This is a genomic window from Salinicoccus kekensis (genome assembly GCF_900220995.1).
Classification (GTDB): Bacteria; Bacillota; Bacilli; order Staphylococcales; family Salinicoccaceae; genus Lacicoccus; species Lacicoccus kekensis.
This window is the reverse complement of sequence record NZ_OBQF01000003.1, coordinates 105,733-130,955: the sequence shown is the minus strand read 5'-3', so window position 1 is coordinate 130,955 and position 25,223 is coordinate 105,733. Positions and strand designations below refer to the sequence as shown.

Annotated in this window: 25 protein-coding genes; 12 read left to right on the top strand and 13 right to left on the bottom strand. The window is 49.2% G+C overall.

Features of this window, described 5'->3' with window-relative positions:
* Positions 1-20: 20 nt before the first annotated feature.
* The 9 genes from CRN96_RS07165 to CRN96_RS07125 all read left to right on the top strand — a co-directional run bounded on the left by CRN96_RS07165 (position 21) and on the right by CRN96_RS07125 (position 9,983).
* The gene (locus CRN96_RS07165) at positions 21-1,169 is read left to right on the top strand and encodes a CaiB/BaiF CoA transferase family protein (protein ID WP_097040612.1); all 1,149 of its coding nucleotides are present in this window, start codon (positions 21-23) and stop codon (positions 1,167-1,169) included.
* Positions 1,170-1,194: 25 nt separating this feature from the next.
* Positions 1,195-1,716, top strand: coding sequence for a MaoC family dehydratase (locus tag CRN96_RS07160; RefSeq protein WP_097040610.1), 522 nt, complete (start codon positions 1,195-1,197; stop codon positions 1,714-1,716).
* A gap of 16 nt (positions 1,717-1,732) precedes the next feature.
* Positions 1,733-2,575 carry a fumarate hydratase gene (locus tag CRN96_RS07155; RefSeq protein WP_097040608.1) on the top strand — a complete coding sequence of 281 codons (843 nt, stop codon included), beginning with the start codon at positions 1,733-1,735 and terminating at the stop codon, positions 2,573-2,575.
* A 10-nt stretch (positions 2,576-2,585) separates the two neighbouring features.
* Positions 2,586-3,140: a Fe-S-containing hydro-lyase gene (locus CRN96_RS07150; protein WP_097040606.1), complete on the top strand. Its 555-nt coding sequence runs from the start codon at positions 2,586-2,588 to the stop codon at positions 3,138-3,140.
* Between the two features lie 32 nt (positions 3,141-3,172).
* On the top strand, positions 3,173-4,369 hold the full coding sequence (locus tag CRN96_RS07145; RefSeq protein ID WP_097040604.1) for an acyl-CoA dehydrogenase family protein: 1,197 nt from the start codon (positions 3,173-3,175) through the stop codon (positions 4,367-4,369).
* A 33-nt stretch (positions 4,370-4,402) separates the two neighbouring features.
* Complete coding sequence (locus tag CRN96_RS07140; RefSeq protein WP_097040601.1) at positions 4,403-5,464, top strand: TAXI family TRAP transporter solute-binding subunit; 1,062 nt, start codon at positions 4,403-4,405, stop codon at positions 5,462-5,464.
* A gap of 84 nt (positions 5,465-5,548) precedes the next feature.
* Positions 5,549-7,621: a TRAP transporter permease gene (locus CRN96_RS07135; protein ID WP_245844582.1), complete on the top strand. Its 2,073-nt coding sequence runs from the start codon at positions 5,549-5,551 to the stop codon at positions 7,619-7,621.
* A gap of 72 nt (positions 7,622-7,693) precedes the next feature.
* Complete coding sequence (locus CRN96_RS07130) at positions 7,694-9,118, top strand: SLC13 family permease (protein ID WP_097040599.1); 1,425 nt, start codon at positions 7,694-7,696, stop codon at positions 9,116-9,118.
* Positions 9,119-9,203: 85 nt separating this feature from the next.
* Positions 9,204-9,983, top strand: coding sequence for an IclR family transcriptional regulator domain-containing protein (locus tag CRN96_RS07125; RefSeq protein WP_097040597.1), 780 nt, complete (start codon positions 9,204-9,206; stop codon positions 9,981-9,983).
* Between the two features lie 41 nt (positions 9,984-10,024).
* Here the strand turns inward: CRN96_RS07125 and CRN96_RS07120 are convergent, their stop codons facing one another.
* The 7 genes from CRN96_RS07120 to CRN96_RS07090 all read right to left on the bottom strand — a co-directional run bounded on the left by CRN96_RS07120 (position 10,025) and on the right by CRN96_RS07090 (position 15,916).
* The gene (locus CRN96_RS07120; RefSeq protein WP_097040595.1) at positions 10,025-11,227 is read right to left on the bottom strand and encodes a thiolase family protein; all 1,203 of its coding nucleotides are present in this window, start codon (positions 11,225-11,227) and stop codon (positions 10,025-10,027) included.
* The gene (locus CRN96_RS07115; RefSeq protein WP_097040592.1) at positions 11,224-11,874 is read right to left on the bottom strand and encodes a 3-oxoacid CoA-transferase subunit B; all 651 of its coding nucleotides are present in this window, start codon (positions 11,872-11,874) and stop codon (positions 11,224-11,226) included. Before CRN96_RS07115 ends, CRN96_RS07120 begins: the two co-directional genes overlap by 4 nt.
* Positions 11,871-12,557, bottom strand: a complete 687-nt coding sequence (locus CRN96_RS07110) for a CoA transferase subunit A (protein ID WP_097041033.1) — start codon at positions 12,555-12,557, stop codon at positions 11,871-11,873. The genes CRN96_RS07115 and CRN96_RS07110 overlap by 4 nt, the downstream gene beginning before the upstream one ends.
* Before the next feature lie 6 nt (positions 12,558-12,563).
* Positions 12,564-13,355, bottom strand: coding sequence for an alpha/beta fold hydrolase (locus CRN96_RS07105; RefSeq protein ID WP_179647146.1), 792 nt, complete (start codon positions 13,353-13,355; stop codon positions 12,564-12,566).
* Between the two features lie 54 nt (positions 13,356-13,409).
* A complete protein-coding gene (locus CRN96_RS07100) occupies positions 13,410-13,877 on the bottom strand; it encodes a DUF3237 domain-containing protein (RefSeq protein WP_097040587.1) in 468 nt (155 codons plus the stop codon).
* 63 nt (positions 13,878-13,940) lie between these two features.
* Complete coding sequence (locus CRN96_RS07095) at positions 13,941-14,735, bottom strand: dioxygenase family protein (RefSeq protein WP_097040585.1); 795 nt, start codon at positions 14,733-14,735, stop codon at positions 13,941-13,943.
* 59 nt (positions 14,736-14,794) lie between these two features.
* A complete protein-coding gene (locus CRN96_RS07090) occupies positions 14,795-15,916 on the bottom strand; it encodes a muconate/chloromuconate family cycloisomerase (RefSeq protein WP_245844581.1) in 1,122 nt (373 codons plus the stop codon).
* A 359-nt stretch (positions 15,917-16,275) separates the two neighbouring features.
* Between CRN96_RS07090 and CRN96_RS07085 the strand changes: the two genes are divergently transcribed.
* From CRN96_RS07085 to CRN96_RS07075, 3 genes are all read left to right on the top strand, one after another.
* A complete protein-coding gene (locus CRN96_RS07085) occupies positions 16,276-17,628 on the top strand; it encodes an alanine/glycine:cation symporter family protein (RefSeq protein ID WP_097040583.1) in 1,353 nt (450 codons plus the stop codon).
* 212 nt (positions 17,629-17,840) lie between these two features.
* Complete coding sequence (locus CRN96_RS07080) at positions 17,841-18,896, top strand: TAXI family TRAP transporter solute-binding subunit (protein ID WP_097040581.1); 1,056 nt, start codon at positions 17,841-17,843, stop codon at positions 18,894-18,896.
* Between the two features lie 63 nt (positions 18,897-18,959).
* The gene (locus CRN96_RS07075; RefSeq protein WP_097040579.1) at positions 18,960-20,930 is read left to right on the top strand and encodes a TRAP transporter permease; all 1,971 of its coding nucleotides are present in this window, start codon (positions 18,960-18,962) and stop codon (positions 20,928-20,930) included.
* 78 nt (positions 20,931-21,008) lie between these two features.
* Here the strand turns inward: CRN96_RS07075 and hisIE are convergent, their stop codons facing one another.
* The 6 genes from hisIE to CRN96_RS07045 are packed head-to-tail and all read right to left on the bottom strand — an operon-like array spanning position 21,009 to position 25,220.
* A complete protein-coding gene (gene hisIE, locus CRN96_RS07070) occupies positions 21,009-21,632 on the bottom strand; it encodes a bifunctional phosphoribosyl-AMP cyclohydrolase/phosphoribosyl-ATP diphosphatase HisIE (protein WP_179647145.1) in 624 nt (207 codons plus the stop codon).
* Positions 21,629-22,393 (bottom strand): imidazole glycerol phosphate synthase subunit HisF, encoded by a 765-nt coding sequence (gene hisF / locus CRN96_RS07065; RefSeq protein ID WP_097040575.1) that lies wholly within the window; start codon positions 22,391-22,393, stop codon positions 21,629-21,631. Before hisF ends, hisIE begins: the two co-directional genes overlap by 4 nt.
* Complete coding sequence (gene hisA / locus CRN96_RS07060; protein ID WP_097040573.1) at positions 22,390-23,091, bottom strand: 1-(5-phosphoribosyl)-5-[(5-phosphoribosylamino)methylideneamino]imidazole-4-carboxamide isomerase; 702 nt, start codon at positions 23,089-23,091, stop codon at positions 22,390-22,392. The genes hisF and hisA overlap by 4 nt, the downstream gene beginning before the upstream one ends.
* Positions 23,088-23,666, bottom strand: coding sequence for an imidazole glycerol phosphate synthase subunit HisH (hisH, locus tag CRN96_RS07055; protein WP_097040571.1), 579 nt, complete (start codon positions 23,664-23,666; stop codon positions 23,088-23,090). Before hisH ends, hisA begins: the two co-directional genes overlap by 4 nt.
* Entirely contained in the window at positions 23,663-24,241 is a 579-nt protein-coding gene (gene hisB, locus CRN96_RS07050; protein WP_097040569.1) for an imidazoleglycerol-phosphate dehydratase HisB, read from the bottom strand. The genes hisH and hisB overlap by 4 nt, the downstream gene beginning before the upstream one ends.
* Complete coding sequence (locus CRN96_RS07045; RefSeq protein WP_097040567.1) at positions 24,234-25,220, bottom strand: pyridoxal phosphate-dependent aminotransferase; 987 nt, start codon at positions 25,218-25,220, stop codon at positions 24,234-24,236. The genes hisB and CRN96_RS07045 overlap by 8 nt, the downstream gene beginning before the upstream one ends.
* Positions 25,221-25,223 lie beyond the last annotated feature (3 nt).

Sequence of the window (25,223 nt, the reverse complement as noted above, 5' to 3'; positions counted from 1 at the left end):
ATTTATATAGGAGGAATTCAATGTTACCACTGGAAGGTGTTACAGTCGTCTCTTTGGAACAGGCCATCGCCGTCCCTTTTGCGACACGGCAGCTCGCAGATCTCGGTGCGAGGGTGATCAAAGTTGAAAGGCCGGGCGTCGGGGATTTTGCGAGAGGTTATGACACGACGGTCAACGGCATGTCGAGCCATTTCGTATGGACGAACCGTTCCAAGGAATCCATCACTTTAAATCTTAAAGACGAAGATGATAAGGAAGTCCTTTCCAAACTGCTTGAAAAGGCGGATGTATTCGTACAAAACCTGGCGCCCGGTGCGATTGAACGCATGGGTTTCGTGCCTGAGGAAATGGTTGAAAAACATCCGGAATTGATCGTCTGCAGTTTATCAGGCTACGGCAAGGGCGGTCCCTATGAACAGAAGAAGGCCTACGATCTGCTGGTCCAGTGCGAAGCCGGCCTCGTATCGGTCACAGGCACTGAAGACGAACCGTCCAAAGCAGGTATATCCATTGCGGATATCGCTGCAGGAATGTATGCATATACAGGCATACTCACCGCGCTGATGAACCGCATGAAGACCGGCAGAGGCACAGTGCTTGAAGTCTCAATGCTCGAAGCGCTCGGTGAGTGGATGGGCTACCCGGCATATTACGCACAATACGGCGGCAAGGAACCCGACCGCACAGGCGCGAGCCATTCCACCATCTACCCTTACGGGCCGTTTGAGTGCGGTGACGGCAAAACCGTCTTCATCGGACTTCAGAATGAAAGGGAATGGGCACAATTCTGCAGGGAAGTGCTGAATGATGAATCACTCGCTCAGGATGACCGCTTCAATGCGAATTACCTGCGTTCCGAAAACAGGAAAGAGCTCAAGGCCATCATAGAAGAAGCATTTTCAGAACTGACCTCGGATGTCGTGATCGAGAGGGTCGAGGAAGCTAAAATCGCGAATGCCAGATTGAATACCATGAAAGATTTCTTCAATCATCCACAACTGAAGGCAAGAGACCGCTGGAGGGAGATCGGCACACCGGGAGGCAATATCGCATCACTGCTCCCGCCGGTGACTTCAAAGGACTTCGACCCTGTGATGAAGGATGTACCGGCCCTCGGCGAACATACAGAGAAGATACTTGAAGAATTGGGCGTATCATCGAAACCTTAAATCAAAACAATCAGGAGGCATTTCAATGAGTGTACAGGAAGGCTGGACAGGCCGTTACTATGAAGATTTCAAGGAAGGGGACATCTACCCGCATCCGCTGGGGAGAACGGTGACGAAAACCGACAATATATACATGACACTTTTGACGCAGAACACAAACCCGATCCACTTTGATGATTACTACTCGGAAAAGACGGAGTTCGGCAAGCCGCTCGTCGATTCGACATTCACGCTTGCCCTGGTCACGGGCCAGTCCGTCACCGACATTTCACAAAATGCCATGGCGAACCTCGGCTGGGACAACATCAAGCTTCCCAAACCGGTATTTGAAGGGGATACGATTTATTCATATTCGGAAGTGACCGGGCTGCGCGAATCAAAATCCCGGCCGAATGTCGGCATCGTCAATGTAAAGACATACGGTTACAACCAGCGCGCGGAGGTGGTCATCTCCTTCGACAGGACGATGATGGTCTATAAGAAGTCACATGCACCGAACCAGCAGAACGAATTACTGGAAGAAGTGCTCAAACAGCAAAAACAGTAATGATGGAGGCAGGTTTATGAAAGTGATCCAGTATACGGAAATCGTCGATGAAGTTTCGAGGATCTGCCAGGAAGCGAACTTCGACCTCGGTGAAGACGTCGTCAACGCCTTTAAGGAATCCGTGAAAACCGAAACTTCCGCAGCAGGCAAAAGCATCCTGAATCAGCTGATCGAGAATGCGGACATCGCCACTTCAAACCGCGTGCCGATGTGCCAGGATACAGGAGTATCCGTGTTCCTCGTAAAACTCGGCCAGGACTGCCATATCACCGGCGGCAGACTTGAGGATGCAATCAATGAAGGCGTGAGGAAAGGCTATGATGAGGGGTATTTGAGGTATTCGATCGTGGATGATCCGATTACACGCAAGAACACCGGTGACAATACACCGGCAGTCATCCATATCGAACTGGTCGAAGGCGACACCCTCGACGTCCAGATGTCCGCCAAAGGCGGCGGGGCGGAAAATATGAGCGCGATGAAGATGCTCACGCCCTCGGCAGGATTGGACGGGGTGAAGGATTTCATCATGACGACGGTTAAGGAAGCCGGGCCGAATGCATGCCCGCCGCTGGTCGTCGGGATAGGCATCGGCGGCAACTTTGAAGTGGCCCCTTATCTTGCGAAAAAGTCGTTGTTCAGGCCTGTAGGCGAAAGGCATCCGGATGAGGACATCGCGGCGCTCGAAATGGAACTGCATGAAGCCGTCAACCAGCTCGGCATCGGCCCGCAGGGGCTCGGCGGTGACACCACCGCACTGGACATCAAAGTGGAGACCGCCCCCTGCCATATTGCAGCCCTTCCTGTTGCAGTCAACTTGAACTGCCACGCAAGCCGGCACAAACATTTCGTCATTTAAGGAGGTCCTTATGTCCGAGAAACGCATCAGAGTACCTTTTGAACCCGGTGCTGCCGAAAGCCTGAAGAGCGGCGACACGGTCCTGCTCTCCGGTACGATCTATACGGCAAGGGATGCAGCACATAAACGCATGACCGAACAGCTGGAAAACGGTGAGGAACTGCCGGTCGACCTGGAGGGCCAGGTGATATATTACGTCGGCCCGACACCGGCGAGGCCGGGCGAAGTCATCGGTTCTGCGGGACCGACGACGAGCAGCCGGATGGATGCCTATACACCGGCGCTCCTCTCACACGGTCTGAAAGGGATGATCGGGAAAGGTTACCGCAACCGGGATGTCATCGATGCCATTCAGGAGAACAATGCGGTGTATATGGTGGCAATCGGCGGGACCGGTGCACTGCTCGCCCGGAAGATCACCGCTTCAACCCTGGTCGCTTACGAGGATCTCGGCACCGAAGCCATCCGCAGACTGGAGGTCGAGGATTTTCCCTGCATCGTGATCAATGACAGTGCAGGAAATGATTTTTATGAAAGTTCACAGCAGTCTTTCAGCAACGATTGACTAATATGAATATCAGGAGGAATTTGATAACGATGAGCGATTTATTACAATCGGAAACAATCACACTCAGTGAGGAAGAACGTCTGCAGCTGCGCAAGGAAGTCCGGGAGCTGTGCGAGAAATTCGGCAATGAATACTGGAGAGAACTGGACCCGGACAGGAAATACCCGCAGGAATTCGTCGATGCACTGACTGAAGCAGGGTATTTATCGGTGCTGATCCCGAAAGAATATGGCGGCAAGGGCTACGGCCTGACGGAGGCGACCATCATCCTGGAGGAGATACATAGGGCGGGTGGCCATGCGGCGGCCTGCCATGCACAGATGTATACGATGGGGTCTCTTCTGAGGCATGGGAGCAGGGAACAGAAGGAGAAATACTTACCCGGCATCGCAAGCGGTGAAATCCGGATGCAGGCTTTCTCCATAACGGAACCCGAAGCAGGTTCGAACACCACGGCGATCGAGACTTTTGCCGAGAAGACGGATGACGGCTATGTCATCAACGGCCATAAGAACTGGACAAGCCGCATCAAGCAGTCGGATCTCCTCCTTCTCCTGGCCAGAACCACACCGCTTGAGGAAGTTGATAAGAAATCAAGGGGGATGACTTTATTCCTGGTGGATCTCAGGGAAATCAGGCAGAATCAGCCGAATGCACTGGAAGTCGAATCAGTCAGGACGATGTTCAACTACGCCACCAATAAAATCTGGTATAAAAACATGAAAGTGCCTGAAGACAGTGTCATAGGCGAAGTCGGCAGCGGCTTCAAATATGTCCTGGACGGCATGAATGCCGAAAGGATACTCCTTGCTTCTGAAAGCATCGGTGACGGCTACTTCTTCATCGACCATGCGGTCGAGTATGCGAGTGAAAGGGAAGTCTTCAACAGGAAGATCGGACAGAACCAGGGTGTCCAGTTCCCGATCGCAAGGGCCTACGCCTCCATCAAGGCTGCCGATGCCTTAAGATATAAAGCTGCAGAGAAATTCGACACCGGCGAAAATTGCGGCGAGGAAGCCAACACCGCCAAGCTGATCTCCAGCGAGGCAAGCTGGGAAGCGGCGAACGTCGCCATGAACACGTACGGTGGGAACGGCTTCGTCGATCAGTATGACATCGAACGCAAGTTCAGGGAAACAAGGATGTACCAGGTCGCACCTGTGAATAATAATATGATTCTTTCGTACATCGGACAGCATGTACTCGGCATGCCTAGATCATACTAGGTACATGCAAATAAAAACAAAGGGGAGTTAAATATGAAAAAGTTTTGGTTATTGCTCAGCACGATGATTATTGCGGTCGTTCTGGCAGCCTGCGGCAACGGAGGTACGGACGAAGGCACGGAAGGCAACGGTGAAGGCGAAGCGGAAGCTGATTTTGAAGAGAACGACTATCCATCTACTGTAACCGTCGGCACAGCTTCGCAGGGCGGTACTTATTACATCTGGGGCGGCGGCCTCTCAACATTGCTTGAGGAACACCTCGACATTTCTTCAAACATTGAAGTGACAGGCGGTCCGGTGCATAACATCCAATTGCTGGATGCAGATGACGTTCAGCTCGGGATGGTCACTGAAGGCCCGCTGTATGAAGGTTACACGGGCGAAGGTGAATGGGCGGAGCAGGAATATAATGATATCCGCGTAATTTTCCCGATGTATGATACACCATTCAACTGGTTCTCATTGTCCTCAACAGGTGCTGAAAACCTCGAAGACCACGAAGGCGAACGCGTTGGAATCGGTCCTGCAGGCGGCACACCGGGCACTTACAACCCGATAATCTATGATATCCTCGGCATCGAAACAGGTGACCAGGTCGCTGCCGGTGCAAGTGACATGGTTTCACAGATGCTTGACGGCCAGCTGGATCACATCGGCTTCTCTGCAGGTCTTCCGATTTCAGCGGTTGTAGAAGCTGAAACACAGGCGGACATCAACATTTACGGCCTGACAGAAGAGCAGCGTACAACAGTGATGGAAGAACTGCCATACTTCCAGGAATTCACCATCCCGGGCGGTACTTATGATTCAATGGACGAAGATATTGAAACCGTTTCCCAGTTCAACTACGGTGTAGTTCAAAAAGAGGCGAACTCTGATTTCGTCTATGACCTTGTGAAAGCGTACCATGAAAACATCGATCAGATGATCGACACCCATAACTCGGCTTCAGAGGCGGAAGATCCTGAAGTCATCACAAATAACACAGATTATCCGATGCATCCGGGAGCCATCCGCTACTATGAGGAAATCGGCGTAGAACTTGCTGATGAAGTTTATCCTGAAGAGTGGAGCGACGAGGAAGACAGTGAATAGTACCATTTTTATATGCTGACTCTGTTCATTGATACAGCCGGTTGACACCGGCTGTATTAATGCAGGGATGAGGGGGGAAAGCGCTTGAACAGAAATACTCATGATGATGACAGAAAAAAAGTGGATGGCAATAAAGGCCACAGACCGGAAGATCAGCCTGACTATAAGGATGAACTTTCCATTGAATCAGAACTGGATGAAGAAGGTAAACTGGATACGGAAATTGTTGAAGATGCGCTGGAAAAGTCTGAGGACACCAGGAATCTTTCAGGATGGAAAAGATACCTCTTCATGGGGATTGCCGTTTTCGGCGCCCTTTATCACTTGTATATCCTGAATTTCAACCCTATAGACCCCTGGGTGTTCAGAAGCACACATATCGTGTTCGGCACGGTACTGACCCTGATGTTCTATAAGGGATGGAAGACGGAGTCCAATCGTATTCCTATAGTGGACTGGATACTGATAGCAGCTGCAATATTCATCGGATACTACATAGCGGAAAATCTGACGACGCTGGTATTCCGTTTTGGGGTCACACCGACCACACTGGATGTCATTGTAGCGACAGTGGGTGTACTGCTGGTTTTGGAGATCACGAGAAGGACAAGCGGATGGACACTGCCGATACTTGCAGGTGTATTCATCGCGTATTCCTTCCTGGGGCCTTATATGCCAGGCATCTTCAATCACAACGGGTATTCCTTTGAAAGGTTCATCACTTACATTTATGGTCTTGACGGGGTGTTCGGGGTGACGACGGATGTATCCTCCAGATACATCATCCTCTTCATCATATTCGGGGCATTCCTCCAAATGTCCGGTGTGGGCCAGTACTTCATTGATGTGGCCTTCAGGCTGGCAGGATGGATGCGCGGCGGCCCGGCCAAAGTCGCCATATTCGCTTCTGCCCTGATGGGTTCGATCAACGGCACTTCGGCAGGGAACGTCGTTGCCACCGGGTCGTTGACCATACCATTGATGAAGAAGACCGGCTACCGGCCGCGGTTCGCCGCTGCCACGGAAGCGACCGCATCGACAGGCGGGCAGCTGCTGCCGCCGATCATGGGTGCAGGTGCCTTCCTCATGGCGGAAATCACCGGCATACCATATTCCGAAATCATCATTGCAGCAATCATACCGGCACTGTTATACTTCGTCTCCGTTTATTTCATGGTCGATTTCCAGGCTTTGAAGGAAGACTTGAGAGGCGTGCCGCGCCATCTGCTGCCCAACATCAAAGATCTGGTAAAGAAGGTATACCTCTTCATCCCGATCATCGTACTGGTCTACCTTCTGGTGGCCGGATATAGTATAGTGTTCGCCGGTACAGCCGGCATCATCCTGTGTTTCGTCTTGAGTCTTTTCACCAAAGAGACGCGCATGGGACTCATGAAAGTGCTTGAAGCGCTGGAACTGGGTATGAAAAATGCATTGCAGCTCATCGCAATCGTCGCGACTGCCGGCATCATCGTCGGGGTCATCGCCCTGACCGGTGTGGGGCAGAGATTCAGCACAATGCTCTTGACGATCGCAGATAACAATCTGCTGATCGCCCTGATTTTTGCGATGCTGTTATCCATCCTTCTCGGCATGGGGATGCCGACGACGGCCGCATATGCGGTGGCGGCGTCTGTAGTTGCCCCGGGCCTTGTCAGGATGGGGATGGAGCCGCTTCTTGCGCACATGTTCGTATTCTACTATGCTGTCCTGTCGGCCATCACGCCGCCTGTTGCGCTCGCGGCATTTGCCGCAGCCGGGATCACCGGCACCGATCCGATGAAGACCGCCGTGGAAGCGTTCAAAATCGGCCTGGCTGCATTCATAGTCCCTTTCATGATGTTCTACAGCCCGGAGCTTCTGCTCCTGAGTGACGACACACTTGCAATCGTCCTTGCGGTCATTACCGCATTGGTCGGTGTTTATTTCCTGGCAGCAGCAGTGCAGGGGTGGTTCTTCAAGAAAAGGACCGCATGGTATACGAGGATCCTTCTGCTTGGCATCGCCCTCCTGCTGATGATGGCGGACCTCACGACCGACGGGATCGCCATTGGGCTCATCATCGCTGCGGCACTGATCCAAAGGTTCGTAAATAAGGATCAGCCGCACCAAAAAGAGCTTTCAGCCAATAACGGGGATAATTTCAATACAACTTGATGCGTTTAGGGAAATACAGCATATTAATGCTGTATTTCTTTACATATTCATACACTAATGGAGTGGGGCCATATGACAAATAAAGAGAAGCATACACCCGGCCTGCGCCGGGTCATCATATTTGCAGCGGCGACCGTCTTGTTCATCGCGGTGCTGATCCTGCTCCCGGAAGGGGTCGGCTGGTCTGAGCGGGCCACTATTTCAATCATGCTCTACGGCCTGATACTGTGGGCTTTCGCACCGATCCCGATCGGCCTCACCTCGATGATGGTGCTCGTGCTGCTGATGCTCCTCAGACCGGTTGAAATCGAGACTGTACTGAGCGGCTTTGCTTCCCCTGCAGTTTTTCTGATCATCGGCGGCATGATGATCGCAATCGGGGTGAACCACACCAACCTGATCAGAAGGATGACATACTCCCTCCTCGCGACAATGGGGTCCAGTGCAAAGGGCATCTACATCGGGGTGGGCCTGCTCAATCAGATCCAGGCGTTCTTCATCCCAGCCACCGCCGTCAGGGCTTCACTGATGATGCCTGTGCTTGACGGCATCATCAAGGAGGCGGACATAAAGAAGGAATCGAATTTCAATAAACTGCTCTACATCAGTACGGCATTCGGCATCAGCATCAGCGGGGTGGCCGTGCTCACCGCGGCGATCGGCAACATATTGACGATCGAGCTGCTGAGGCTGTATGCGGGTGTGTCGATTTCCTATCTTGAATGGTTCATATATACTGCACCGATCTGGATTGTGCTGGTGGTCGTCATCATGTTCATCCTCTGGAAGATGTATACGCCTGAAGAAGAATCGTTCCATGCACTTCAACAGGAAATGAAGAAGAAGAATGAAGAAATCGGCAGGCTCGGCAGTGATGAGATAAAGTGCATACTCATACTGGCACTCACCATCCTCATCTGGCTGACCGAATCATGGCACGGCTATCATCCGACTTTCGGTGCCCTGTTTGCTGTTGTGCTCATGGCTCTGCCCATCGTGGGTTTCATTGAATGGCAGAAGATGCTTAAGATCAATTTCGGCATCGTCCTCTTGATTGGTGCGACGTTATCCCTCGGCTATTCGCTGATAGAATCCGGGGCGATCGACCTGCTCGAATGGCTCGTCTCCCCGCAAATCATCGTGGAAGTCTTCAGCAATCCATGGCTCGCAATCCCGATAACGGTGATCGTTTCCCATATATATCATCTCGGGGTCACCAACGTATCGACAGCGGTCATCACGCTGCTCCCGGTGCTGATCAGCCTGTCCGTACAGTCGGGACAGGATCCCGTCGTCATTTCCGTCCTGTCCGCCATCACACTGCTGCTCGGCTTCATACTGGTCGTCGAGACGATGCCGAATGTCGTGGTCCACAGCACAGGGAGAGTGGAGCAGCAGGACTTCCTGCTGCCCGGCCTGGTCTCCACCGTGGCGAGCATCATCATAATTACGGGGGTGGCATATCTCTACTGGCCGTTGATCGGTTTTTGGCCGTGACGGATAGATATCGGAAGCGCCCATAAGTCAGCCATGTTATAATATTAGTACAGACTTCTAATTATCGTACAAATGGGGAATTATTATGACTCAAGAAATTAATCGTGCCGATCACCTCCAGACACTCGAAAAAGGGCTTAAAGTGATCGAAGCATTCGACGGGCGTGACCATTTGACCATTTCGACGGCAGCGGCCCTCACTGATATTTCCAGGCCGACCGCACGACGCGTACTGATCACGCTGGTCAATCTGGGGTATGCACAGATGCTGGACAACCGTTTTTATTTAACACCTAAAGTACTGTCACTCGGTTATTCATATATGACGGCAAGGGACAGCTGGGAGATCACGACGACCCTCCTCCGTGAACTTTCGAAGAAGACCAATGAATCAAGCTCCATCGCCAAATTGGTCGGGGAGGAGATCGTCTATATCGGCCGTGTCCCTGCCAATAAGATCATGAAGATCTCCCTGAATATCGGGACACATCTGCCTGCATATGCCACCTCAATGGGGAAGCTGCTGCTTGCCCAAAAAAGCGGGGAAGAATTGTCCGAGTACTTTGCTACAGCTGACTTGAAGCCACTCACGCCTTATACGGTGTATAAGGAAGCCGATTTGAGGAAAGAATTCGAGGAAATCCGCAGAAGGGGCTGGGCAATCAGTGAAGACCAGCTCGAAATCGGGCTGATGTCCATCGCGGCACCGATCCGCAATATGCGCGGGGAGATCATTGCGGCCATCAACTGCTCGACCAACTCATCACAGACTACACGCGAGGAAGTTGAAGAGACCTACCTGGAACCACTCCTGGAAACAGCCGACCTGATCAGCCGCAATACTGAAATAGAACTGCCATTTTAACCAGCAAAAAGCTGATCGGAAACCCGATCAGCTTTTTTAATTTACTCTATATTATCCACCATCAATGAAATACCCTGGCCGACACCGATGCACATTGTCGCAAGACCCGTTTTTGTGCCTCTCTGCTTCATTTCATATATCAGATCGGTCAGTATTCGGGCACCGCTTGCACCGAGCGGGTGCCCGAAGCTGATGGCCCCGCCGTTGACGTTCACTATTTCCCTGTCGATGCCGAGCTGGTTGATGCACTCGATGGACTGGGACGCGAATGCTTCATTCAGTTCGACAAGTCCGATGTCAGAAATCGTGCGCCCCGTCTTTTCGAGCAGCTTTTTAGTCGAATCGATGGGACCGAGCCCCATCACTGCAGGTTCCACCCCTGCCGTTGCAGAGAATGTATATTTGACCAATGGTGTAAGTCCCATCTCCTCCGCCTTTTCCCTGCTCATGACAAGAAGTGCACTGGCGCCGTCATTCACACCGGATGCGTTGCCTGCAGTCACTGTGCCGTCGGGGAAGATGGAACGCAGCTGTGAGAGTTTTTCGAGCGTCGTTTCAGGTCTTGGATGCTCATCCTTGTCAACGATCGTTTCATTCCCTTTACGGTCGGTGATCGTTACAGGCACCATCTGTTCCCTGAAACGGTCCGCTTCCACAGCAGCTTTGGCACGCTGCTGGCTTTCATAGGCGAACTCATCCTGCTCTTCCCTTGTTATGCCGTATCTTTTTGCGACGTTTTCAGCAGTCTGCGGCATGGAATCAATACCATGTTCACTTTCTATCTTCGGATTTGGAAACCTCCATCCTATCGTCGTATCGACGAGCTCCATATTGCCCCTGGGGAATTCCTTCTCAGGCTTCAGCATGACGAAAGGTGCCCTTGACATGCTTTCAGTCCCGCCCGCAATTGCGATATCGATCTCGCCTGTGATGATCGACCGGGCCGCCATCGAAACAGCATCAAGACTTGATCCGCACAACCTGTTCACTGTCGTTCCCGACACGCTCTCGGGGAGGTCGGCGATCAGCGCCGACATGCGTGCAACGTTCCTGTTCTCTTCACCAGCGCCGTTCGCATTACCGAATATCACTTCGTCGATTTGATTGACATCGAGGCCCGGGTTCCTTTCAACGAGCGCTTTTATGACGATGGCGCCCAGATCATCGGGCCTCACCGACTTCAGTGCACCTTTGTACCTTCCTATCGGTGTTCTCACTGCATCCACTATTACAACTTCCGTCATTGTCCGACACTCCTCTTCAGTGCTTCCGACACTGTATAATCCGCTTCTGTTTTTTCTGCGACCTCTTCCAATGTTGTCTCGCCCATCAATTCGATCAGTTCGAATCCATCGCCTTTCCTTTCAAAAACTGCAAGGTCTGTGATGATCATATCCACCGGCCTTGTCGAAGTGATCGGGAAGGTGCACTCTTTTAAGAATTTCGGGGAGCCGTCCTTTGCAGTATGGTTCGTTGTGATGATGACCTTTTTCGCCCCGACGAGCAGATCCATCGCGCCGCCGACACCGATGATGTCCTTGCCAGGGATCGCCCAGTTCGCAACACGCCCTGATTCATCCACCTGAAGCACACCGAGTATCGCAACGTCGACATGGGCACCGCGGATCATCCCAAAAGAGTCGGCACTGTGGAAATAACTTGCACCCACCGCTTCACCGACCGGCTGTTTGCCGGCATTGACGATATTCGGATCGATGTCTTCCTCTGCTACAGAAGTGACGCCAAGCAGGCCGTTCTCTGTATGCAGGTAGTACTTTTCCTTATCCAGGTAATTTGCAACGAGGGTAGGGATGCCGATGCCGAGGTTGATCACCGAATACTCATCAAGCGCTTCGGCGGCACGCTCTGCTATCATATCTTTTACACTCATTTCTGAACCACACCTTCCTTGGTCAAAATTTGCTCTGCCAATACGATTTTATCGACATATATGTGCTGGGTCGCAATCTCTTCCGGATTCAATTCGCCAACTTCAACAATCTCATCCACTTCCGCCACTACATACTTCCCGGCAGTCGCCATCATCGGATTGAAATTCCTGGCGGTCTTGTAATATACGAGGTTGCCGAGCTTGTCCGCCTTATGTGCACGCACTAAGGAAACATCGGATTTTAAAGCTTTTTCGAATACATATTCCTCACCGTCGATGTCTTTGGTCTCCTTGCCCTCGGCGAGATCGGTGCCGACACTCGTCTTCGTGAAGAAGCCGCCGATGCCTGCACCGCCTGCCCGTATCGCTTCACCAAGTGTACCCTGCGGCAGCAGCTGGAGTTCCAGTTTCCCCGCGTTGTACCATTTGGCGACTTCCCTGTTACTTGTAAAATAGGAACCGACCGCTTTTTTCAATTTACCCTGGTCCAGTAATATACCGAGGCCCTTTCCTGCTTCGCCGACGTTATTACTCACGACTGTCAGTTCTTTGACATCGATCTTTGTCAGTTCATCTATCAAAGATAGAGGTGCACCGATCAGACCGAACCCGCCGACCATCAGTGTGTCGCCATCCTTGACCGGTTGAAGAGCAGATTTTATATCAGTGATTTTCGATTTCATCTTCATTTACTCCTCATCTAAAAATTTTTCTATTTTCTCGTTCAAATCTTCCTGTTTGTTGAACACTATTTCGTAATGATTGATATGTTTCACCGTTGAATCTATATCTTTAATGGTTGCAAGCATCTTATCATAGCCTTCCCTGCTGAACAGCGCCGTATCATCTTTGATCGGGCCGGTGCATATAATGAGGTATGCAGGCACCTGGACTTTTTTGTATGCCTCCTCATAAGGGAAGTCATAAAAGCTTTCAAAATCCTGCTTGGTCAGGCCGTAATCGGACTTATGGGTCACTTTGCCTTCTGCCTGCGTGATTTCATGGTCGATCACCCGGTCCATGACTTCGCTCCATTCAACCCCCATTGCACCGTATGAATGTTTCATCATCTCCAAATATTCATCCCTGGATTCAAATGTTTTCTCAAGTCTCCCCAGTGACGGCAGTACAAGTCCGCTCGTGTTTTCATCCGCTTCACCGCCGCCGTCCAGGAGGACGACCTTTTTGACTTTCGAACTCCGGCCTGCGACATCTATGGCAATGTATCCGCCCATGGAATAGCCTGCCAGTATGACATTGTCATAACCGAGCGACTCCATCATCTCCAAAAGATCCTCACTGTGCTGGCTGATATCCGTGGGATCCTTCTGCTTCGTACTGTCACCGCGGCCGCTCAAATCATAGCTAAGCGTATTGTATTTATCTTTAAAATGGTTTTGAAAATGGTGCATCTGCAGATAATTGCCGGTCAGACCATGTATAAAGATCAATAGAACATCGCTCTCCGGATGTTCTGTCATATTGATATTCATTGATTTATCCCCAATGGAGATCTGCTTCATGATTTCCCACTCCTATTCGACTGTATAAATGGAATAACTGACGCCTTCCGGCATACGGATGCCGTTCGAGACGAATATTCTGTTATTCAGCCAGTGATATTTCTCGCTTCCGGTTTCAAACACAGGGTTCGTCCTGAAGTAGTATTCATCCGGGTCGACCTCTTCTCCCTGGTCGAGCCGGTTCAGCACGGAACGGTCGCCGGTCCTGATTCCTCTGTATGTCATCAGGATGATTTCCCCATCATCCGTCTCCAGTGTGATCCGTACATCCTGGATGATTGTGCCGTCTTCACGCACCGTGATCCAGTCATCCCCGCCGGGAAGGACTTCAGCGTTGAAATATTTACCTTCGAACTTACCTCCGGTCACCTGTATGATCCTCCGGTTGCCGACCGGTGTCTTCTTCGGCAGGTGCGGTTTTGCTACGGATAACTCCATATGGCCCAGCAATGATAATTTTGGTTCCGGTAATTCCCTCACGATTCATTCCTCCAATGATTGGTTCAAATATGAAACGGGCATGTCTCCATGCCCGGGTTTTAATCAATTTTCTTTGCGAAGTACGAATTCCAGATGTGATTCTTTATAGTCGCCTTTGTCCACAGGGTCTGTAATGAGTTCATCGCGCACACCTTGTGCGACGTCTGTTTCCATCCACTCATCACCTTCGAAGAATACCTGGGTGATCAAAGTCTCATGACCTTCCGATTTGAACATGATATGAAGATGCGCAGGCCTCATCGGATGCTGGTCCATGTAACCGAGGAATTCGCCCGTCGGTCCCTGGTCTGGAATGGAATATGGCACAGGAATGAACGTCTTCACCGTGAATCTTCCTTCGTCGTCCGTGATGAAGCGTCCACGCAGGTTGAAGTCCGGTGCATCTGAGTCGAAGTTCGAGTATTTGGCTGATGCATCGTTCTGCCAGAAATCGACTTCAGCGTTCTTCAGGATTTCGCCGTCGACGTTCTTCACAGTACCACTGAAATAGAATAATTCTCCTTCTTCATCTTCACGCTGCGTCAGTTCAACAACGCCGTTTTCATCCGGCTCAAGGAACGGTGCATTTTCGACATAATACGGTCCAAGCAGGGAAGGCTGGGTGCCCGGAAGTTCGGTGTACATCGCCTGCAGTACATGTGTCTCCAAAAATACATCCGCATATAATGGGAGTTCTCCTGATCGGCCCAGACGATCGGCCCAGTTTACGAAGTTCGTATATTCCTCATGGTTCAATTTCGCTTCTTCGAAAAATTCCTGCATATGCTTGATGAAAAGATCGAACACCTCTTCAACACGCTCATTTTTAGTTGTCGGTAATTGATGGTTTACAGTCATATTCCACACTCCATTTAAAATTTTTATATATCTGCCGCAATGCGGTCAGTTATTATTGATCATCGTCTCTTATAATGTTCCAGCTTCTCGTAATCCAATGTGTTTCCAAAACCGATATCATCCGGTATTTGTATCTCGAAGTTTTCCACTTTGATATCTTCCAGAGTCAGCTTGTCCTTATATAGAAGCGGACCGAAGATTTCTGTTCCGAACTTGAATTCGGATATCGTTGAGTACACGCTTGCAGCAATGGCGTTGCCCACAGTCGATTCAATCATGGTTCCCCCGTAGAGTCCGAATCCCGCCGCCTCGGCAATACCGGCAATCTTCTTTGTTTCAAGGATGCCGCCGTGTTTCGCCGGCTTCAACGCGACTGCGTCTCCTGCTCTTTCTTTGATGATTCGATATGTATCATGTAAAGACGTCGCTGCTTCATCCGCCAGTATGGAAACACCAAACCTCTCAGTGAGTCTTTTCATGCCTTCATAATTCCATGTCGGCAGCGGCTGCTCGATCATTGAGACACCCATCTCTTCCAGCGCCCTGATCTGCTTAAGGGCGGTATATTCATCCCAGGCCTGGTTGATGTCCACAGTAACCCTGGACTCGTCCCCGACAGCTTTGATGATTTCACCCACATGTCTGACATTCGCATCAGGATCGCCATGACCGATCTTCAACTTGAAAATATTATGCCTTTTAGCATGCAGCATCTCCTTCGCCTCTTCGATATCCTGGCCTGTATCTCCACTTGCCAGGGTCCAGGCGAGCGGGAGTGAGTCATGGATTTTACCGCCGAAGAGTTTATAGGCCGGGATTTCACGCTGTTTGGCAGCTAAATCAATCAATGCCGTCTCAACGAGTGACTTCGCAAAAAGATTGCCCCGCACATGCTTTGCCACCGTCGTCATGATTTTATTGAACTGGATGGGGGTCTGATCAATCAGATGAGGCGTGATGTACTTATCCACATTCGCCTTGATGGCTTCAACAGTACTGTCGCCATACGAAGCGCCCCCGATCGTTGCGACCTCCGATACGCCGGTCCTGCCCGACTTATCCTTGATGATCGCAATTACAATCGCCTGTGTCGTGATCGTCGTCATCGCGAGCTGGTGCGGCCTGATCACCGGAAGATCCACAATATAAGTATCGACCTTATCGATGAAGATGTTATCCACTTCAAGCACCTCCTTGTACGATATTCGTACTAAGATATGTTATTCGAACACAATTCCAGTATATTCTCTTGTGAAAGCGTTGTCAATGAATTATTTGAAAATTTTTATAATGAAAATTTACTCTTTATTTGATATGTCTCGAATATGAAATTTATGTATCAAACTGATTCATATGAATTAGACGGTGTAAAGTTTCTCCAACTCGCCATGAAAATTCTTTAGATTTATTCATGAAACTAATTTACAAATAGTATCTTAATACACTAATGGATCTGTTTTTATTGTTTTCATAATATTGACATTATTTTATCGGTAATATATTTTTGAGTAGATACATAATAAAGGGGAGGTATTATATTATGGGAGAGTGGTTTGCAGATATTACGGCCGAGCTCAGCGGTTTTGTCTGGGGACTCCCACTGATCATCTTTTTAGTGGGTACAGGTTTATTTTTGACCATCAGGCTTTCTTTTTTCTCTTTCCGCATGCTGCCGCATTCTTTGAAGATGCTGTTTACAAAGCAGGATGACAAAAGTGAAGGAGATATTTCACATTTCCAGGCGGTTATGACGGCGCTTGCTGCAACCGTCGGTACGGGGAACGTGGTCGGTGTGGCCACCGCGGTGGTTATCGGCGGACCGGGTGCAGTATTCTGGATGTGGATGACGGCACTGGTCGGTATGGCAACCAAGTATGCTGAAGGTATACTTGGTGTCAAATACAGACAGGTGAACTCGAAAGGGGAGATGTCCGGCGGACCGATGTACTATCTGGAACACGGTCTCGGACAGAAATGGCTTGGTGTACTCTTTGCATTCTTCGCAGTATTCGCAGCAATTTTTGGCATTGGTAATATGATTCAGGCAAATGCCGCCTCGGGTGTTGCGCTTGATGTATTCAATGTGCCGACATGGCTTACAGGTGTAATCATGGCAGCCCTTATCGGACTTGTACTGCTGGGCGGCATCAGGAGCATCGGCCGGACAGCCGGTGTACTCGTACCATTCATGATCGTCTTCTATCTGGTGGCTGGTCTTGCCATCATGGTTTTGAATCTGGATCTCATTCCTGCGGCAGTCGGACTGATCTTCACAGATGCCTTTACAGGCAACGCTGTCGCCGGCGGGGCACTCGGCACCGTCATACGTATGGGTGTCGCGCGCGGTCTTTTCTCAAACGAAGCTGGTCTTGGAACAGGCGGTATCGCGGCAGCTGCTGCGAGAACCGACGTTCCTGCACGCCAGGCACTGATTTCAATGACACAGGTCTTTATCGATACCATCATCGTGTGTTCGATTACAGGTATCACGCTTGTTATGGCTGATATGTATACTTCAGGCACGGAAGGTGCAGCATTGACCGCACAGTCATTTGAACTGTTCCTGCCTGGCTTAGGTAACTATGTAGTCGCCATCACTTTGCTGACATTCATCTTCTCGACAATCCTCGGATGGGGATACTTCGGGGAAAAATGTTTCACCTACCTTGTCGGTTCCAGACTTACAATGGTATACAGGGTCATCTTCGTACTTGCAATCATTCCAGGTGCAACGATGTCTCTTGAAACCGTATGGAACCTTGGCGATATCTTCAACGCACTGATGGCAGTGCCGAACTTGATCGGGCTGATTGCCTTGTCAGGTGTCGTTGCTGCTGAAACAAAAATCTTCATAGATATAAGGAAGAGAGAAAAAGAGCAGGGGATAGGATAGGAGTATTTAAACAGACTGTCTGTAACGAGTGGAAATCTCAAAGATTTCCACTCGTTATTTTTATTTCCTTAAGAATAACATCGTCAATACCACCTGACGGTTTGAATTTTCAAAAAAGTTCTTGACAACGCTTTCATATATAAAGTATTATAAAGCACATGATGTACGTATAAAATAACTATGTACGATTAACGTACAAGGAGGGACTAATTATGAAGAAACATTTATTGTTGATATTTACTTTAGCTTTCGTTCTGGTATTAGGCGCATGTAATGGAAATAACGAAGAAGAAGCTGGTGATGCTTCAAGCGAGGCAGAGGCAGAAACAGGTGAAGATACAGGTATTGAAAGTGAGAGCAGCGCCGCTGAAAGTGCAGAGATGCCGGCTGACATTGGTTTTGCTTCAGCAACTGTAGGCGGTTTTTGGAACACCTTATCCGGCGCAATGAGTGAAGATTTGCAGACAGTATTTCCAGAATCTTCAACTACAATAGTAGAAGGTGGATCCATTTCCAATATGATGGGTATGGATGAAGGAACATATGTAATCGGTTTCGCCAATGCTCCAAACGTAACGGAAGCTTATGAAGGCGCCGGAGATTTCCCGCACCCTGTTGAAGATGTCAGCTTACTTGCCACTTTATATCCCAACAGTTTACATATCGTAGTGAGAGAAGACTCAGACATCCATAGTGTCGAAGATCTGGCTGGTAAAACGGTCAGCCCTGGAATTAGCGGTTACAGTGCAGAAATTACATTCCAGGAAGTACTTGACGGATATGGCATGAGCTATGATGATTTGGGTGGAATAGAATATACTGGTACTTCTGAAGCGGGAGATCTGCTCAGGGACAATCATATTGATGCTATTGTGAGCCTGTTGGCCGCACCTGTGTCCACGGTACAGGAATTGGATACGACATTGGGTGTGAGACTGATTCCTGTAGATGAGGAAGTTGTCGAAAGCCTGATGGAGTCAAACCCTGGTTACCTCGATTACTCCATCAGCCAGGATGTTTATCCGAACATCGAAGAAGATGTTCCGACAATAGCAGCATACACTGTCCTGATGGCAAGTGAAGAACATGTTGATGAAGATGCAGCTTACGAAATAACAAAAATGATATTTGAAAACAAAGAGAAGTACGCCACCTTATCATCAGTATTGGATGATCTTGACGAAGAATTCTCAGTGGAAAATGCAACAAGTGAATTTCATCCCGGTGCAAAAAGATATTATGAAGAACAAGGCTTAGAATTAAACTAACACTTTTATGAGAACACAATAATTGAATTATTGTGTTCTCATTAATATTAAGGAGGTTCCACTATGACTAAAAGTGATGCTGAAAAACTTGCTGAATTGGAACAACAGCAAAAGCTCGGTGAAGAAGAAGAAGGACTGTTGAATGAAAAAAACAGGGATTTAAGAGGACTAATTGGAAGTATTGTCACCATCATTGCTGTGGCCATGTCTGTCTTTCATCTCTATACAGCAATGTTTGGAGTCTTTGAGTCAATCATTCAAAGGGGGACCCACCTGGGCTTTGCCTTATTGTTATCATTTGCCATATATAAGCCGTCAAAAAAGATACAGCAATCCAGAATCCCCTGGTACGACATACTTGCTATGATATTGGTTGTTATCTCTTTCTCCTATTACAGCTTAAACGGAACTGAGATATCATCGAGATTTTCCTATGTTATGCCCCTGACCACCTGGGAGCTCATTGTAGGTGTTATCAGTCTTGTTCTTGTTCTCGAGGCCACAAGACGTGTAGTCGGGAATGCTTTAGTTATTATAATGATTGCTTTTCTGCTGTATGGTTTTTACGGCCACTTGCTGCCAGGTGCCCTTTCGCATAGGGAATTCAATCTGATGTGGATCATGGATCATTTGTTCTACACCACCACAGGGGTATTCAGTACACCACTCGGTGTATCGGCCACTTTTATCTTCTTATTTATTTTATTTGGTAAGTTTCTTGAAATTTCCGGGGCGGGTCAATTTTTTATAAACTTATCTCTAGCTGCAATGGGGAAATATCGCGGCGGACCTGCTAAAACAGCAATTATTGGAAGCTCGATATTAGGCACAATTTCAGGTAGTGCAGTTGCCAATACAGTCACTACAGGTGCATTCACCATCCCTTTGATGAAAAAAACAGGTTATAAAAAAGATTTTGCAGGGGGCGTTGAAGCTGTGGCTTCCACCGGTGGACAAATCGTTCCGCCTATAATGGGTGCAGCTGCTTTCATCATTGCTTCATATCTCGGCATACCTTATATCGAAATAGTTTATGCCGCAATAATTCCTGCTTTACTTTATTATATATGTCTCTATGTGCAAGTTGACTTAAGGGCCAAACGCAATAATTTGAAAGGGCTGAAAAAAGAAGAACTCCCTAACCTTTGGGCTGTATTGAAAATGGGATTCCTTTTCTTTGTACCCCTCTTTGTCATCATTTATATGCTGGTCTCCGGCTTCTCTCCAATGAGGGCAGGTTTATTCGCCATATTGGCCACCATAGTCATTGCAATGTTGAAAGGTGCAACAAGGTTTTCATTTAAGCAATTCGTGCAGGCGCTCGATTTAGGGGCCAGGGCATCTTTGGAGACGGCCGTCGCCTGTGCTGCAGCCGGTGTTATCATTGGTATAATCGGCTTGACAGGCATCGGATTGAAATTCAGTGGGATCATCCTTGATATCGCAGGTGGCAGCCTGTTGGTGACTTTACTTCTTACGATGGTCGTCTCAATCATTTTGGGAATGGGCTTACCTACTGTCGCAGCATATATCGTTCAGGTTCCATTGACGATTCCAGCATTGATTGAACTGGGAGTAGAACCGATAGCAGCTCATTTATTCATATTCTATTTTGCGATCATCTCGAATATTACACCACCGGTTGCATTGGCAGCATTTGCAGCAGCTGGGATTGCCGGCTCGGAGCCCATGAAAACAGGCTTAACTGCGATTCGGCTGGGGATTGCTGCATTCATCGTGCCTTACATGTTCATCTATGGTCCTGAGTTATTACTGATCGGGGGTACAGTCGACATAATACTTGCTGTAATTACAGCAGTCATCGGCATCATGGGTATTGGTGCAGCTACTGAAGGCTGGTTATTGAAAAAGGTCACCATATTCGAAAGGATTTTATTGATTGCGGGGTCACTATGTATGGTCCATCCAAACTTTGTGACTGATTTGGCCGGCCTGGTAATATTAGTAAGCGTTTATCTCATACAAAAGGTGAGCCTTGCTAAAAATCCTGAGCTGAAAAATAATCTCAGTTGATGTGTGATCTTTGAGAGCTAAATTGATTTAAATATATTTGAAAGAGCAGCCGGGCAAAATTGCCCGGCTGCTTATTTTTCACCATTCTTCTATATCTTCCCGCACTTTATATGACAGGATCTCTCCATGACGCTCTTTCAGGTTGTCTTCGACTTCCTTTAAAGACACACCCTGGTGCTGAAGCATGACGAAGAGGTGGTACATCAGGTCACTCGTTTCATCGATGATCTCTTTTTTATCATCATTTTTTGCACCGATGACGATCTCCGTCATTTCCTCACCGCATTTTTTGAGTATCTTATCCAGTCCTTCATCGGTCAGATATTTGGTGTATGAGCCTTCCTCAGGATGCTGGATTTTATTTTCAACGATTTTTTCAAGGCTCTGCAGTGTGAAATGGTCGTCGCCGAAGCAGCTCTGTGTACCCAGGTGGCATGTCGGTCCATGGGGTTCGACCTGGATGAGCAGTGCATCGTCATCGCAGTCGAGGGCCATGTCCTTCACCACTTGGATATGTCCACTCGTTTCTCCTTTTTTCCATAAGCGTCCTTTGCTTCTGGAGTAGAACCACACGACTTTCTCTTCAACAGTCTTCTCATAGGCTTCTTCATTCATGAAGCCGTTCATCAGCACCTGCCCGGTCCGCCAGTCCTGGAGTATGACGGAAAGCAGGCCGCCTCCCTTATCGAAATCGGGTCTCATGACAATCTCACCTCGATTCCTTCCTGGTCAAGCGTCTCTTTAAGGTCGTTGATGCCGACTTCCTGGTTGTGGAAAATGGATGCGGCAAGTCCTGCGGAAATATCCGTTTCCTTGAAGAGTTCAACGAAATGGTTGATATTCCCCGCGCCGCCGCTTGCGATGATCGGGATGTCGACGAGTCCGACTGCTTCTTTCAAGAATTTGATATCGAACCCTTCTTTTACACCGTCATGGTCCATGCTTGTGATCAGCAGTTCCCCGGCGCCGAGGTCCGCCGTCCGCTTCACCCAGTCGAAAGCTTTGATGTCCGTACTTTTACTGCCGCCGTGCGTGTGGACATAGTAATCCCCGCGCGCTTCGTCGTATTTCACGTCGATCGCAACACAGATGCACTGGCTGCCGAAGGTGTCCGCCGCTTCCCTGATGAGGTCGGGGTTGTTGATCGCCGCCGAGTTGATGCTGACTTTGTCCGCACCGGCGTTCAGAAGCTGGCGTATATCATTGACGCTTTTGATGCCGCCGCCGATGGTCAGCGGTATGAACAGTTCCTTTGCGGTTTCACGTATCACATCGAGCATGAGGTCATGTCCGTCCTGTGTCTTCGATATATCAAGGAACACCAGCTCATCCGCATTTTCGGCATTGTAGCGTTTGGCGAGTTCGACCGGGCTGCCGACATCCCGGAGGCCCACGAAGTTCACACCTTTGACGACGCGCCCGTCTTTTACATCGAGGCACGGTATGATCCTTTTCTTAATCATTTGATCCCCTCCCAGAACGCATCGTTATGGCTCGCTTTTCCGACGATCGCATTTTCAATGCCCACGGATTCTAGTCTTTCGAGGTCCGCCTTATCACGGACGCCGCCGCTTGCGATGACGGTATGCCTTGTCAGGTCATTGATCCTCTTCGTATTTTCAAAGTTCGGCCCCTGGTTCATGCCGTCCTTGTTGATGTCCGTATAGATGATGCCTGCAAGCGCGAGGTCCTCCACCTGTTCAAGGTAGTCATCAATCGTGATGTTGCTGTTCTCGGTCCAGCCATTGACGTATATATCATTTTCCTTCGCATCCACTCCGACGAAGACCCTGTCTGGATAACGGTCGACGACGTCCTTCAGCCATTCGTTATCCATGATCGCCCGTGTACCGAGTATGAAGTAGTCGATGCCGATTTCATCATAAATTTCGATAGTTTCCATGTTCCTTAAGCCGCCGCCGATCTGCAGCGGCCGGTCGGTCAGGCTTTTCAGCTTTTTGATGATTGTGGTCTCCAGCGCATTCTGCTTCAATGCGCCCATCAGATCCACGATATGGATCCTTGCAACCTGTTCAAAAGTCGAATAAAACTGCACCGCTTCTTCCGGTGTCCGCTTCATCGCCGTCTTCTGTTCATAGTCGCCCTGGGTGAGGCGCACGTTCTGACCGTCTATAATATCCACTGCCGGGATAATGTTCATAGAAATCCTCCTTTGATTGCCGTTCTTAATATATCGAGACCCGCCTCGCCCGATTTCTCGGGGTGGAACTGGATGCCGATGATGCTGCCGTGCTGTGCCACGGCCGGTATGTCGATGCCGTATTCAGCTGTTGCGATGATGTCCGGCGATCCGGTGACCATGAAGCTGTGTATGAAATAAACATCTTTTTGATCGAGCGGGGCGGATTTACTGTCCAAAGTGTTCCAGCCTAGGTGCGGCACGGGATGGCCCGCATCGATCCGCTCCACGGTGCCTCTCAAAAGTCCGAGCCCTCCCGCGTCACCTTCTGTGCTGTGTTCAAACAGCAGCTGCATGCCGAGGCAGATGCCGATCATGGGCTTCTCCCGTGCAAGTGTGATCAGATCTTCCTTGATGCCGAGCCTTTCGATCGTCTTCATCGCTTCACCGAAGTGGCCGACGCCGGGCAGGATGATTGTATCGCAGGACATGAGATCTTCTTTCCTGCTGGATAATATATAATCTTCATCGAATTTTTCCAGGGCATTTTTGATGTTTTGGATATTTCCCAGGGAATAATCGACGATGCCTATCATTCAATGACACCCTTTGAAGAAGGGACGCCTGAAGCACTTTCCTGCAGTGCCGCTTTCAAACTGCGGGCGAAAGCTTTGAATATCGCCTCGATTTCATGGTGCGTATTGCCGCCTTTAAGCAGGTCTACATGAAGTGTCATGCGGCTGTTCATGCTGACGGCATTGAAGAATTCCATCACGAGCTCCGTATCAAAACCGCCGACTGTTTCCCGTGAAAACTCTGCCTGGAAATTCATATGCGGCCGGCCGGATAAATCAAGGACGACGCGTGCCAGTGATTCATCCATCGGTATATACGTCGTGCCGTATCTCTGGTAAGAAGCTTTATCGACATAGAGCTCCCTGATCAGCTGGCCGATGATGATGCCGACATCTTCGACGGTATGGTGGTCGTCCACTTCGATGTCACCATCCGCTTCAATCTGGAAATACAACTCGGAATGGAAAGAGAGCAGGGTCAGCATATGATCGAAGAAACCGACTTTTGTTGAAATTTTGGATTCCTTGAAGGATCTCTCATCATCCAATACGACTTTTACTTTTGTTTCTTTTGTGTTCCGTTCTTTTTCATACATGTTGTTTGCTCCATTCTGTAATTAATTCATTCAGACGGTCGTAGTCTTCATGTTTGATGATGGAATATCTGACGACGTCCTTCAGTGATTCATCGTTGTACATCCTGCATCTGTAGCCGTTCTCCATCAGGTGGCTGCCGAGCGCCACTGCATTCTCCCCGTATGTGAAGACGAAGTTCGTATAGGATTCCACGACATTTACTATACCGCTGACTTTATTGAAGGCCGCTTCGAGCATTTCCTTCGATTTCTTCTGATAATTGATGAAATCGGCAAGCTGCGCTTTATCTTCAAAGATTTTGGATGCCATATTCAGTGACAGTGAATTGACGGGGTAGGGGTGGTTGATGCGCGTCACTTTCCTGAAGGTTTCCCCTTCCGCAATCACGATGCCGACCCGGAGGCCTGCCACACCGTACATCTTGCTCAAAGTCCGGATGATCAGGACGTGCTCACCCTGCGGCTTATCAAAATCCGGACCGAACTCTGCATACGCTTCATCGATGATGAGATAGCCGCCTGCGCGCTTCATCGCCGCCGACAGCTTTTCAAGCGCCTCATATGTAAAGAGCTGGCCTGTCGGATTGTGCGGCATGGATATCAGGAATAAGGAAGGCTTCTCCTCATCTATCCTGTGGACGACCTCATCAAAATCAAAACGGTAATCCGCATCGCATGGCACCGTAGTGAACTTTGCATCGATCTGTTCTGCGTATTCCTTATACATCACAAAATCCGGGGCGACGGTCATGACGCCGTTCTTTCCGAGGGTCATGATCGCCTTCTGGATCCACTCATCCGAGCCGTTCGCGACTTCGATAGTGTCCGGGCTTATATTGTAATGGTCCGCATACAACTGTTTGAAGCGGTCGATCTCCGCACTTGGATACTCATTAATTTTTGTGTTGGATATTACCTCCATCATCGCTGCTTCCGACAATGGTGAAATTGGACTCGTATTCCTGTCCATGATGATCATGAA